The organism is Carboxydothermus ferrireducens DSM 11255 (assembly GCF_000427565.1).
Taxonomy (GTDB): Bacteria; Bacillota; Z-2901; order Carboxydothermales; family Carboxydothermaceae; genus Carboxydothermus; species Carboxydothermus hydrogenoformans.
In genome coordinates this window covers 1-12,455 of the sequence record NZ_ATYG01000016.1, presented here as the reverse complement: position 1 = coordinate 12,455, position 12,455 = coordinate 1, and the positions used below count along the sequence as shown (strand labels likewise).

The following is a 12,455-nucleotide window of genomic DNA, read 5'->3' as shown; positions in this document are numbered from 1 at the left end:
CCAGATTTATGAGTGCACCAATCAGATTAAAATTTTTCGGATATTACGAAAATTAAAAAAATTATTTCATCAGGAGGGGTTTTATGGCTGCCGAAAATACCGCAATGCCCTGGCTAAAGCATTATGTGAAAGGGGTAAGACCGCACATCGACTATCCGGAAAAAACATTACCGGAACTTTTGTGGGAAACGATTGAAAAATATCCGGGAATTATCGCAACCATTTTTTTGGGTGAAAAAATGACGTACAAAGAGTTTGGTGAAAAAGTAAAAAGGTTAACCCGGGCCTTAAGTCAAATTGGGATTAAAAAAGGCGACCGGGTAGCAATTATGCTTCCCAACTCTCCCCAGTTTGTAATGAGCTATTTTGCCATCTTATCTCTGGGCGGGATTGTCGTTCAGCTTAATCCCATGTACGTCGAGCGGGAAATTGAGTATTACTTAAACGACTCCGGTGCCGAAACGATTATTTTGTTAGATGTTTTATACCCGCGAGCCCGGGCGGTAAAAGGAAACACTTCGCTTAAGAATATTATTGTAGTTAATATTCCACAACTCGGAACATATCCCGGTGAGTTTGGCCCGGAAGTTTATCACTTTAATGATTTGGTGCTAAACAGTGAGCCGGATGTTCCGGAAGTAGCGGTAAGCCCCGATGATGTGGCAGTTTTGCAATATACGGGCGGAACGACCGGCGTTTCGAAGGGAGCAATGTTAACCCATAAAAATTTAGTAGCTAATGCTTACCAGGTGCGGGAATTTTCCCATCGCCTTTTTGTTCCCGGACAGGAGCGAATTTTAATTGCCTTACCTCTTTTCCATGTTTACGGAATGACCACAGGCATGAATTTAGCTACTTGCTTTGGTGGTACCATGATTTTAGTTCCCAGGTTTGAGGCAGGCCTTATTTTAGAGCATATCGATCTTTACCGTCCTACCGCTTTTCCCGGTGCTCCTACCATGTATATTGCTTTACTGAACCATCCGGATCTTACCAGGTATGACTTAAAGTCCATCTACGTTTGCGTCAGCGGTTCCGCGCCTCTGCCGGTAGAAGTCCAGACAAAATTTGAAGAAATTACCGGGGCCATAGTGGTGGAAGGCTACGGTTTGTCCGAAGCTTCACCGGTAACCCACTTAAATCCAATTGGCGGCTTAAGAAAAATTGGTTCGATTGGCGTACCTTATCCTGATACCCTTGCTAAAATCGTTGATTTAGAAACAGGGGAAGATTTACCGCCGGGAGAAATTGGCGAGCTGGTAGTAAAAGGACCGCAGGTGATGAAAGGTTACTGGAATCGTCCCGAAGAAACAGCCCAGGTCCTGAAAGACGGCTGGTTATACACCGGCGACATTGCCAGAATGGATGAAGATGGCTTTTTCTACATTGTTGACCGGAAAAAAGACATGATTATTGCCAGCGGTTACAACATTTATCCCCGGGAAGTAGAAGAGGTACTTTACCAGCACCCCAAAGTTAAAGAAGCGGTTGTGGTGGGTGTTCCCGATGCTTACCGGGGAGAAACGGTCAAAGCCTATATTGTGGTTAAAGATGGTGAAACCTTAACGGAGCAGGAAGTAATTGACTTCTGTAACGCTCGCCTGGCCCGCTATAAAGTACCGCGCCTGGTGGAATTCAGATCCGAACTTCCGAAAACTGCCGTGGGTAAAGTTTTACGCCGTCTACTGCGGGAGGAAGAACTAAAAAAGCATGGTGGTGAAAAATCTTGACTAAACCGGTGGTTTCAATTGTAAAGTTTGAGGATGCGTATCATTCTCTGAGAAAAGCCCTTGAACTCTGTGATGGCCTTTCGGGTTTAAAAAAAGATGACAAAATTTTAATAAAGCCCAACTTGGTTTCCTGGGATTTTAACCTGCCCTTTCCGCCCTTTGGGGTCGTGACAACATCGGCGGTTATGGCGGCGCTGGTTCGAATTCTCAAAGAAGAAGGATTTAGCCGGCTGACAATCGGCGAGGGTTCTCTTATGAACCCTCGCCCCATGGGAAGGCAAATTTTTAAGGTTTTGGGTTATGAAAAGCTGGCGGAAAAGTACGGTGTGGAGCTGGTAGATTTTAATGAAGAAAAGTTTACGGAAATAGATTTTGGCCCCATTAAGCTTTCGGTAGCCAATAGAGCTTTAAAAGCCGATAAAATCATTAACCTTCCGGTCTTAAAAACCCACAACCAGTGCAAAATTTCCCTGGGGATTAAAAATCTAAAAGGTACGATTAGCCGCCGTTCCAAAACTCACTGCCACGGTAAAGACTGGGATTTAGAACATACCTTTCCTCATTTAGCTACCCGGTTACCTGTTGCTCTAACAATTATTGACGGTGTATTTGTCTTAGAAAAAGGTCCGGGTCCTACCGGCAAAGCCTACCGCAAAAACTTAATTATTGCCTCGACGGACATTTTAGCGGCCGATATCGCGGGGGCAGAAATCATAGGCTACCGGGCAGAGGAAATAGAGCATTTACGCTATTTTGCCGGTCTAACTGGGAGAAGCCTTGACCTGCAAAATCTGGAAATTCGAGGTGAAGATCTTAACGCCCACCGGCAATTTATTGATTACGACTGGGAATGGCAGGAGGGGGATTTAGGGCCCATTGGTTTTGCCAAAAGGGGTATAACCGGAATTGCCATCAGAAAATACGATAGTTCCCTCTGTACCGGCTGTTCGGGAATGTATAACCCCATGCTTATAATGTTTATGTCGGCTTTTAAAGGTAAGCCCTTCCCCAATGTAGAAGTGGTAAGCGGTAAAAGGCAGCTCGCGTCACCGGGCTTTGACTATACCGTTTTATTTGGCAAATGTGTCTGTGAATTAAACAAAGATAATCCCAATATAAAACATGCCATTGCTTTAAAAGGCTGTCCGCCTTCCATAAAAGACCTTGAAGAAGGCCTCAAGGAAGCCGGTATCTTTTGCAATTATGACGAATACGTAAATTACCGGCACTACATTTTTAACCGTTACAAAAAAGAAGAAGGCTTTGATTTAGAACTTTATTCGATAAGCTAAATTCCTGAAGTAAATGAATGACCTTCAGTGCAAAACACTGGATTTCGGGGAAAAAACCACCGGTTTGATTTTTGCGGTAGACCAAATCCGGGAAGGGTTATTGAAAAATAAAAAGGGAGGGGAAGGCAGTGATTAGTTTTGAATTAACGGAGGAGCAAAAAGCTATTCAAAAGATGGCCAGAGATTTTGTCAGAAAAGAAATTATTCCTATTGCCGCGGAATACGATGAAAAGGAAGAAATACCCTGGCAGGTGATTGAAAAAGTATTTAAAGCCGGACTTATGAATCTCCATGTTCCGGTGGAGTACGGCGGGCAGGGAGTGGATTTTATTACCGAAGCTATTGTTGCTGAAGAAATGGCTTACGGCTGTCTTGGGATAAACGGAACCTTTGGGAATAACGCCCTGGCACTGACTCCGCTTTTAATTGCCGGGACCGAAGAGCAGAAGGAAAAGTTTCTAAAACCGTTTTGCGCCAAACCCAACTTAGCAGCTTTTTGCTTAACCGAACCGGAAGCCGGTTCTGACGTTTCCGCCATTAAAACCACCGCCCGGCTGGAAGGGGATGAATGGGTTTTAAACGGGACAAAATGTTTTATCACCAACGGCGGGGTGGCGAGCCTTTACACGGTTTTTGCAACCGTTGATCGGAGTAAAGGGATAAAGGGGATTACGGCTTTTTTAGTTCCGGGGGATACGCCGGGGATTTATGGCGGAAAAAAAGAAAAGAAAATGGGCGACCGGGCGTCTCACGTAGCGGAGGTGATACTGGAGAATGTCAGGATTCCCAGGGAAAATGTTTTGGGGGAGGTGGGCAGCGGTTTTAAGATTGCCATGCAAACTTTAGACCAGACGCGCCCGATGATTGGGGCAACGGCGGTAGGGGTTGCCCGGCGGGCTTTAGATGAAGCGCTTAAATATGCTAAAGAGCGAAAACAGTTTGGCCGTCCCACAGTCGAATTTCAGGCAATTCAATTTATGCTGGCCGATATGGCGATGCAGATTGAAGCAGCCCGGGCGCTGGTCTGGAAAGCCTGCTGGATGCTGGACCAGGGCATGAAAGCAACTAAAGAGGGCGCGATGGCGAAATGTTTTACCAGTGATGTAGCGATGAGGGTTACGGTGGATGCGGTGCAGATCCTTGGCGGTTACGGCTACATGCGGGACTATCCGGTGGAGAAATTGATGCGGGATGCGAAAATTACGCAAATCTACGAAGGCACCAACCAGATTCAAAGACTGGTAATTGGCCGGGAACTTTTGAAAGATTGAGAAAAAATTTTTTAAGGTGAATGTTTAGAAAATTTTAAAAATTAAATCCATTTCAAGGAGGGGTTTTATGGGTTCGGTATATCAGGCTAAACCCTGGTTAAAACATTATTCCGAAGGGGTCAGGGCGAGTCTTAACTATCCGGAAAAAACTCTCCATGAGCTTTTCTGGGAAACCACGGAAAAATATCCTGGGTTAACGGCTACTGTATTTTTGGGGCAGGAAATGACCTATAAGGAGCTGGGAGAAAAAATAAAACGGTTTACAAACGCTTTAAGTAAACTTGGCATTAAAAAAGGTGACCGGGTGGCGGTGATGCTTCCCAACTGTCCGGAGTTTGTGATAAGCTACTTTGCCATCTTAACCCTTGGGGGCATTGTGGTCCAGACAAATCCCATGTATGTGGAAAGGGAACTGGAGTACCAGTTAAACGATTCCGGTGCCGAGACCATTATTTTATTGGATGTTTTGTACCCGAGAGCTAACGCGGTAAAAGGAAATACCGCTCTTAAAAATCTCATAGTGGTCAATATCCCACTAATCGGCACCTATCCCGGTGAATTTGGACCTGGAGTTTATAAATTTAATGATTTAATCTCCGACTCGGAACCCAATTCTCCTGAAGTTACCGTAACTCCCGACGATGTGGCGGTATTACAGTATACCGGCGGAACAACAGGTATTTCCAAGGGGGCAATGCTGACCCATAAAAATTTGGTGGCCAATGTCTATCAGGTGAGAGAATTTTCTAACGGTATCTTCTTTGACGGCCAGGAGAGAATCTTAACAGCCCTGCCTCTCTTCCATGTCTACGGAATGACCTGCTGCATGAATTTGGCCACCTGCTTTGGCGGAACGATGATTTTAATTCCCAAATTTGATGCAACTCTCCTGCTGCAACACATCCAGCGCTACCGTCCAACTTCCTTCCCCGGCGCTCCCACAATGTATGTAGCTTTACTGAACCACCCGGACCTGACGAAATACGACTTAAGGTCGATAAATGTCTGTGTAAGTGGTTCCGCACCGCTTCCTGTGGAAGTACAAACCAAATTTGAAGAAGTTACCGGTGCCGTGGTTGTGGAAGGCTACGGCTTGTCCGAAGCGTCTCCGGTGACCCACTGTAACCCCATAAGAGGGACCAGAAAAATTGGCTCAATTGGTGTTCCTTATTCCGATACCATAGCCAAAATAGTAGATATCGAAACCGGAGAGGAATTACCGCCCGGACAGATTGGTGAATTGGTTGTAAAAGGTCCGCAGGTGATGAAAGGCTACTGGAACCGTCCCGAAGAGACCGCCAGAGCCTTAAAGGATGGCTGGCTTTATACCGGCGACCTGGCCAAAATGGATGAAGACGGCTTTTTCTACATTGTTGACCGGAAGAAAGACATGATTATTGCGGGAGGCTACAACATTTATCCCCGGGAAGTTGAAGAGGTACTTTATCAGCACCCCAAAGTTAAAGAAGCGATTGTAGTAGGTGTGCCGGATCCTTACCGCGGTGAAACGGTCAAAGCGTTTATTGTCGTAAAGGAGGGAGAAACCTTAACGGAGCAGGAAGTAATTGAATTCTGCAACGCTCACCTGGCCCGCTACAAAGTGCCGCGCCTGGTGGAATTCAGATCCGAACTTCCCAAAACTGCCGTGGGTAAAGTCTTACGCCGGCAGTTACGGGAAGAAGAGTTAAAAAAACAACAAAGAAATTAGCCCCGGTAGAAAAAGCTGTGCTGGCTAATTTGGCAGATGGCGAGGAACATAAGGAGGGGGGAGTTAGGTAATGCGAACAGCAGAGGAATATATGGAAAAACTGTTTAAAATGCGGAAAAACGTTTACTATAACGGGGAATTAATAGGCCGGGACGACCCGCGATTAAGACCCGGGATAAATGTTATCTGTGAGACCTTTAATTATGCCGCCGACCCGCAGTATGAAGAGTTATTAACAGCAACCTCGCACCTTACCGGGAAAAAAATAAACCGCTTTACCCATATCCATCAAAGTCCGGAAGATTTACTGAAAAAGCAGGAAATGACCCGGTTTATGTGCCAGCGAGTGGGCGGCTGTGTCCAGCGTTGCATGGGTATCGATGCTTTAAACGCTTTATCGGTAGTAACAAAAGATATGGATGATGCTCTCGGTACCAATTACCACGAACGTTTTTTAAATTACCTTAAATACTACCAGGAAAACGATCTGGTGGGCAACTGTGCGCAAACCGACGTTAAAGGCGACCGTTCTCTTCGTCCTCACCAGCAGGCTGACCCTGACCTCTATTTGCGGGTGGTTGAGAAACGAAAGGACGGGATTGTTGTCTCGGGGGCTAAAGCTCACAATACCATAGCTCCCTATGCCGATGAAATAATTGTGCTACCAACCCGGATGATGACCGAAAAAGACAAAGACTGGGCAGTAGCCTTTGCAGTTCCGGCGGATGCCGAGGGGATAACCCAGATTATCAGGATTTCCAATCCCCGTCCCCGCCAGAAATTAGATGCACCCTATGCCAATTATGGTTCTGCTGACTCCCTGACAGTTTTTGACCGTGTCTTTGTTCCCTGGGAGCGGGTCTTTATGTGCGGGGAATGGCAGTATGCCGGTCAGTTAGCCCTGCTGTTTGCCACCTACCACCGCCACAGTTATACCGGCTGTAAACCGGCAGTAACGGATATCATCATGGGTACTGCAGCTCTGGTGGCCGAATACAACGGCGTGGAAAAAGCTTCGCACGTCCGGGATGCCTTAGCTGAACTTATCGCTGTTGCCGAGCTTGTCTATGGTGCCGGGATTGCGGCAGGAGTTAAAGCTAAGAGAGCAGCATCCGGAACATATATTCCGGAAGTAGTTTACGCCAACGTTGCCCGCTATCATGCCGGGGTTAATGTCTACCGTGAATTTGAATTGCTGGCGGAGCTGGCCGGTGGACTACCCGCAACCCTGCCGCCGGAAGGCGACTTTTACAACGAAGCAACTAAGGGCTATCTGGAGAAGTACATCATGCGGAAAGCGGGAATATCTGCTGAAAATCAGCACCGCTGCTTTAGATTTATAAGTGACCTTCTGGTTTCAGCCCAGGCTGGCGTAAAACAGGTGGCGGGAGTCCATGGTGGAGGATCTCCCATAATGGAAAAGATTACAATTTACGGCCAGTATAATATTGAAGAAAAGAAAAAGCTGGCTAAATATTTAGCGGGGATAAAAGAATAAGAAATGGAGGGATTTAGATGCCCTATGCTGAGGTTAACGGTATTCGGATGTTTTATAAAGAACACGGAAGCGGTCCACCGCTTCTCTGCATCATGGGTTTAGGAGGCAATGCGGACTGGTGGAGCGACCGGTTTGTCTTTGAGATGAGTGAGGACTTCCGGCTCATTTTACCGGACAACCGGGGAGCAGGTAGAAGCGACTGCCCTGAAGAGCCCTGGACTATAGAAACCAATGCCGATGATTTAAAGGAACTTCTGGATGTCTTGAAAATAGAAAAAGCTCACATTTTTGGCATTTCGATGGGCGGGATGATTGCCCAGATTTTTGCCATTAAATATCCGGAACGGGTAGAAAAACTGGTACTGGGCTGTACTTTTTGCGGAGTAAAACACGGGATACCTTCCCAGGCTCTTCTCTGGGAAGATACTTCCCTGGAGGAGCGGGCCCGCAAAACCGCTAACTTAATCTTCTGTGAAGAAACAATTAAAAAGTACCCACAGGTAATTGATTTATTTGTGGAGCGTTACATGAAACTTCCCACTTCCAGGGAAGGTTTTTTCCGCCAGCTAAATGCTATTTTGAACTTTGATAGTTTCAATGATTTAAATAAAATCACTGCCCCAACCTTAATCATGACCGGGATGGAAGATCAGATATTGCACCACGAAAACTCCGACATCCTGCGAAAACACATTCCGAACTCCCGTTTAATAAAGTTTAGCCCTGCCGGCCACGGATTTTTTGAAGAAGTACCGGAAGTATTGGATATCTTAAAAAGCTTCTTTAAAAGCTAAAACTTAAACCCCTTGAGGGAAATTTCAGGGGGTTTTAAACTCCTATTGTTAGCAAAAGGAAATTACCTTGCTCTGGCAGATGTTTTCTTTTATTGAGCGACTTAAGGATAAAATGTTATAATTTGAAAAAAGCTTCAGGAGGGAGAGGAAGATGAAGGTAGTAGCATTTAACGGCAGTCCCAGAGCAAACGGAAACACTTATCAAGCCTTAAAGCTGGTTTTGGCGGAGTTAGAAAAAGAGGGCATTGAGGGAGAAATAATCCAGGTGGGGGATAAGGTGATAAGAGGCTGTCTTGCTTGCGGCAAGTGTGTAAGGAATAAAAACGAAAGATGTGCCATTGACGATGAAGTAAACGACTGGATTCAAAAAATGAAAGAGGCGGATGGCATAATCTTAGGCTCCCCCGTCCACTATTCTGGTATAACTGCGACTATGAAAGCGTTTTTAGACCGGGCGTTTTACGTAGCTTCCGCCAACGGCGGACTTTTCCGGCATAAAGTTGGTACTGCGGTGGTAGCAGTCCGGCGTTCGGGCGGGATATCAGCCTTTGACCAGTTAAATCACTATCTAAACTATGCCGAGATGTTTATTCCAACCAGCAACTACTGGAATGTCATCCACGGCACCAAACCCGGAGAAGCTTTGCAGGATGAAGAGGGAGTGCAAATTATGAGGGTCCTCGGAAAAAACATGGCTTATCTTTTAAAGCTCATAGCAAAAAGCAAAGGTGAGATCGAAGCTCCGGAGAAAGAAAGTAAGGTATATACCAATTTTATTCGGTAAACGCTGTAACATGATAAAGATAGAGGTCGTATCTAAGACTGACTATACCCCCTGAAAAGGGGGTTTTATTTTAGAAAAATGCAGGAAAAACAAGGAAGAGAAAGAATTATATAACTTGGAATTTTCTTAAATATAAAAAGCAGAAAGTTAGGGTGAATTAATACCATGAAGAGGTAGGAAAATTAAAACAAAAAATATCAAGTAATTGGAACGTTAAGGTGCCAGCTAAGCTTTTAAAACAAAATCGGGAATCAAAGAAGAATTTTATAAAAAAAAATATTGCCGAAAAATGCCGGGGAAAAAGAGAAAATCAAAGAAAAGATTGACGATGCTGTTCCAGGGTTTCTTGGTAAAATCTTAAAGCTTGCGGCGGATATAATTTATAACCTTGAACAAAAAAAGTAGTACGATAAATTTAAAAATTTTTTCTATTATTACCTTCGGAGTGGCGAATAATAAACGATGTTGTTTTAGAGCGGCTGGAAGATGAGTTTATTCAAATAGAATACGGATTGGTTAAAAACCGTAGATTGCATCATGCCGGTACTTGATAACGGCCTTGCTTTATCAATATATCTTCGAGGCAAAAAGAAAACAATATTTCACTTTCCGAAATAGAAGATTTAGCAAATCGTATTATAAACGCTAAGTCTTTTGCCAAAATGCCTATCCTGGAAAAGATAGAGAAAAAGCGGAAGAAAAACAAAAAAACCAGAAGAAAAAGCGGTAGCTAAAGGAAGTGTAAAAATAAAACCTACTATGGAAAAAGGCAAAACCAAGGAAGGCAAAGAATACATGAAAATAAGAAGTACCGAAGAAATTGCCAATCTTTTACGAGAACGCTATATTAAAATGGGTAAAAAAGTATCCCAGTTTTATAAAGATAAATATGAGGATGGCGCCTGGTTCTTTTATTATGAGTGATTTGTTTCATAACTGTTGTTGAAATGAATAAATTAGGATATATGCATATATAAAATAATTCAAAAAAATAGTGGTGATGAATTATGTTAAGAGAATTGTTACTTGATGTCCTAAATAATTACAAGAATGAAACAAATGAAAATAAATTTAGTAAAAATGTAAGGATTTATAAAGTGTTAACTTATGATTTTAAAGATTATTTAGGAAAATACGTAAACAATGATATTTATGAAGTTAAAGGCTCAGCTGGTCAGGGAGTTTGGACAAAATATCCTTGGGTAGCTATTTATAATAAAAAAATAACAAATAGCATTCAGGAAGGGGTTTATATTGTTTACTTATTTTCTGAAGATATGCAAAGGGTTTATTTAACCTTAAATCAAGGTTGTACAAAATTAATTGAAGAATTTAGAAAGAAGAAACTTGTTATTGATCAGCTAGTTAAAACGCGGGAGGAAATTAGAAGGAACATCCCAAATGGTAGTTTTAAAATTGATAATAAGTTGAAAATTGGTTATGTGTTTTATGAGGAAGGAAGTATTTTTTATAAAGAGTATTCTCGGGACAATATGCCTGAAGAAAATATTCTTTTAAATGATTTGAAAGAATTAATTGATAAATATGAAGTATATTATCATAATATCTTTTTAGGCAAGAACGACTATATTAAAGGAAGTGTTCAAATGAAAGGGCAAGAACCCAATAAAATTATCCAAAAAATTAAAAACTATATACAATCTAAAGGTTTCAATTACTCATATGAAGAATTATGCAATTTTTATTTGTCACTTAAAACAAAACCTTTTGTAATTTTAGCTGGGATAAGCGGAACAGGAAAATCAAAACTTGTGAGGTTATTTGCTGAAGCAGTTGGAGCAACCACTGAAAATGGCCGTTTTTCAATAATACCAGTTAGACCTGATTGGAACGATAATAGCGAATTGTTTGGGTATAAGAATATAAAAGATGAATTTGTACCTGGATACTTAACAAAGATTATTGAAAAAGCAAAAATAGAAACCGATAAACCTTATTTTGTTTGTTTAGATGAAATGAACCTGGCAAGAGTTGAGTACTACTTGAGTGATTATTTAAGTTTAATAGAATCCAGGAAATTTAGTGGGAATGAGATAATTACTGATAAATTAGAATTTGTAAATGGAATAACGATACCGCAGAACTTATATTTAATAGGAACCGTTAATATGGATGATACTACTTATTCTTTTAGTAGGAAAGTATTGGACAGGACAAACACCATTGAATTTTCCGAGGTAGATTTTGACTTGGAGCATTTTATAGTTAATGCTGATGAACAAATAGAAATTGGTTATGAAGAACTAGACAATAGCTTTTTTAGGAGTGATTATCTAACTATAAAAGATGCTTTAAAAGAAGATATTGAATATGTAAAAACTATCAATAATAAAATCACTCATTTAAATGAAATATTGAAAAAAGCCAATAAACATTTTGGATACCGGGTAAGAGACGAAATTGTATTTTACATGTTATACAATAAAAAGTTGCAACTTTTAGATGAAGAAATAGCTTTTGATTACCAAATAATGCAAAAGATTTTACCGACAATTGTTGGAAGTGAACAAAAAATAAAGGAAATATTGATTGAACTATATAACTTCTGTAACCCTAATCATCAAATTGCCGATTTACCATCATATATTGAAGATGCCGAGAAATTTTTGGGAGAAGCAACTTATAAAAAAAGTGCGAAAAAAATAATTGAAATGTTGAGGAGATTTGAAGATGGTTTCACCTCCTACTGGATTTAAAACAATAATGTCTATTACTACTGATGAATTTGAATTAGTTATAAGCGGAAAAATTGAAAACCAAAAAGTGGTACGTTTAAAAATAAATTTTAATCAAGAAGCATATTTTGATGTGCAATATTTTGGAAAAGGATCATGCATTGTAAAGACCGTTGATTGTTTTGGAAATTTAGCAATTAATAATGGTAACGTAATGATGCCAGCTTTTTTTGAGGAAAATTTATATCAAATGTACTTAGAAAAAAAAGAAGACATTGACATCGAAATATATCATATTAGCGATGAAATAAAAAATTCATTTTGTCAATATGGCAAGGTTATTGTGGGAAGCTTTAATTTTTCCGGAGAAGTTGGTCATACAGTTTTTAAGGTAAAAAATAAAGACAAAATATTATTGTTACCGCTCACACTAATTGACCACATTTAGCTCAAATTAAGTGGCCGCAAATATTGCTCACTTTATTTGGCCAGGCAGTTTTTTATACTGCCTGGCCATTGGCATAATTTTATACAGAAAATTCATTTTCAATTACTACCTTGACCATACGGTCATCAATAAGCCGTTTCTGTTCGGCTGCAGCTGCCATTAGACAAGCAATGCACAGGTTATTGATTTTCCGGGCAATGCCACCAGCATACTCATAGACCATATCCAAGGCAT

10 protein-coding genes are annotated in these 12,455 nt (G+C 41.6%); all 10 read left to right on the top strand.

Annotated elements, in window-relative coordinates; all coding sequences use genetic code 11:
- The first annotated feature begins 83 nt into the window (after positions 1-83).
- The 10 genes from CARFE_RS0106675 to CARFE_RS0106620 all read left to right on the top strand — a co-directional run bounded on the left by CARFE_RS0106675 (position 84) and on the right by CARFE_RS0106620 (position 12,221).
- Positions 84-1,730: a long-chain-fatty-acid--CoA ligase gene (locus CARFE_RS0106675; RefSeq protein WP_028052184.1), complete on the top strand. Its 1,647-nt coding sequence runs from the start codon at positions 84-86 to the stop codon at positions 1,728-1,730.
- Positions 1,727-3,022, top strand: coding sequence for a DUF362 domain-containing protein (locus CARFE_RS0106670; RefSeq protein ID WP_028052183.1), 1,296 nt, complete (start codon positions 1,727-1,729; stop codon positions 3,020-3,022). The genes CARFE_RS0106675 and CARFE_RS0106670 overlap by 4 nt, the downstream gene beginning before the upstream one ends.
- 128 nt (positions 3,023-3,150) lie before the next feature.
- Positions 3,151-4,293 carry an acyl-CoA dehydrogenase family protein gene (locus CARFE_RS0106660; RefSeq protein ID WP_028052182.1) on the top strand — a complete coding sequence of 381 codons (1,143 nt, stop codon included), beginning with the start codon at positions 3,151-3,153 and terminating at the stop codon, positions 4,291-4,293.
- 67 nt (positions 4,294-4,360) lie between these two features.
- On the top strand, positions 4,361-6,001 hold the full coding sequence (locus CARFE_RS0106655) for a long-chain-fatty-acid--CoA ligase (protein ID WP_028052181.1): 1,641 nt from the start codon (positions 4,361-4,363) through the stop codon (positions 5,999-6,001).
- 70 nt (positions 6,002-6,071) lie between these two features.
- The gene (locus tag CARFE_RS0106650) at positions 6,072-7,499 is read left to right on the top strand and encodes a 4-hydroxyphenylacetate 3-hydroxylase family protein (protein ID WP_028052180.1); all 1,428 of its coding nucleotides are present in this window, start codon (positions 6,072-6,074) and stop codon (positions 7,497-7,499) included.
- Positions 7,500-7,516: 17 nt separating this feature from the next.
- Positions 7,517-8,293, top strand: coding sequence for an alpha/beta fold hydrolase (locus CARFE_RS0106645; RefSeq protein ID WP_028052179.1), 777 nt, complete (start codon positions 7,517-7,519; stop codon positions 8,291-8,293).
- Positions 8,294-8,444: 151 nt separating this feature from the next.
- Complete coding sequence (locus CARFE_RS0106640; RefSeq protein WP_028052178.1) at positions 8,445-9,077, top strand: flavodoxin family protein; 633 nt, start codon at positions 8,445-8,447, stop codon at positions 9,075-9,077.
- A 795-nt stretch (positions 9,078-9,872) separates the two neighbouring features.
- Complete coding sequence (locus CARFE_RS16700) at positions 9,873-10,001, top strand: hypothetical protein (RefSeq protein ID WP_281170181.1); 129 nt, start codon at positions 9,873-9,875, stop codon at positions 9,999-10,001.
- Between the two features lie 83 nt (positions 10,002-10,084).
- The gene (locus CARFE_RS0106625) at positions 10,085-11,794 is read left to right on the top strand and encodes an MrcB family domain-containing protein (RefSeq protein WP_218852495.1); all 1,710 of its coding nucleotides are present in this window, start codon (positions 10,085-10,087) and stop codon (positions 11,792-11,794) included.
- Complete coding sequence (locus CARFE_RS0106620) at positions 11,769-12,221, top strand: hypothetical protein (protein WP_028052176.1); 453 nt, start codon at positions 11,769-11,771, stop codon at positions 12,219-12,221. The genes CARFE_RS0106625 and CARFE_RS0106620 overlap by 26 nt, the downstream gene beginning before the upstream one ends.
- Positions 12,222-12,455: the final 234 nt, after the last annotated feature.

What these genes read in the sequence shown, in the direction of transcription:
- CARFE_RS0106675 (WP_028052184.1), top strand. Translation starts at nt 84, where the DNA reads ATGGCTGCCGAAAATACCGCAATGCCCTGGCTAAAGCATTATGTGAAA.
- CARFE_RS0106655 (WP_028052181.1), top strand. Translation starts at nt 4,361, where the DNA reads ATGGGTTCGGTATATCAGGCTAAACCCTGGTTAAAACATTATTCCGAA.
- CARFE_RS0106650 (WP_028052180.1), top strand. Translation starts at nt 6,072, where the DNA reads ATGCGAACAGCAGAGGAATATATGGAAAAACTGTTTAAAATGCGGAAA.
- CARFE_RS0106645 (WP_028052179.1), top strand. Translation starts at nt 7,517, where the DNA reads ATGCCCTATGCTGAGGTTAACGGTATTCGGATGTTTTATAAAGAACAC.
- CARFE_RS0106640 (WP_028052178.1), top strand. Translation starts at nt 8,445, where the DNA reads ATGAAGGTAGTAGCATTTAACGGCAGTCCCAGAGCAAACGGAAACACT.
- CARFE_RS16700 (WP_281170181.1), top strand. Translation starts at nt 9,873, where the DNA reads ATGAAAATAAGAAGTACCGAAGAAATTGCCAATCTTTTACGAGAACGC.
- CARFE_RS0106625 (WP_218852495.1), top strand. Translation starts at nt 10,085, where the DNA reads ATGTTAAGAGAATTGTTACTTGATGTCCTAAATAATTACAAGAATGAA.
- CARFE_RS0106620 (WP_028052176.1), top strand. Translation starts at nt 11,769, where the DNA reads ATGGTTTCACCTCCTACTGGATTTAAAACAATAATGTCTATTACTACT.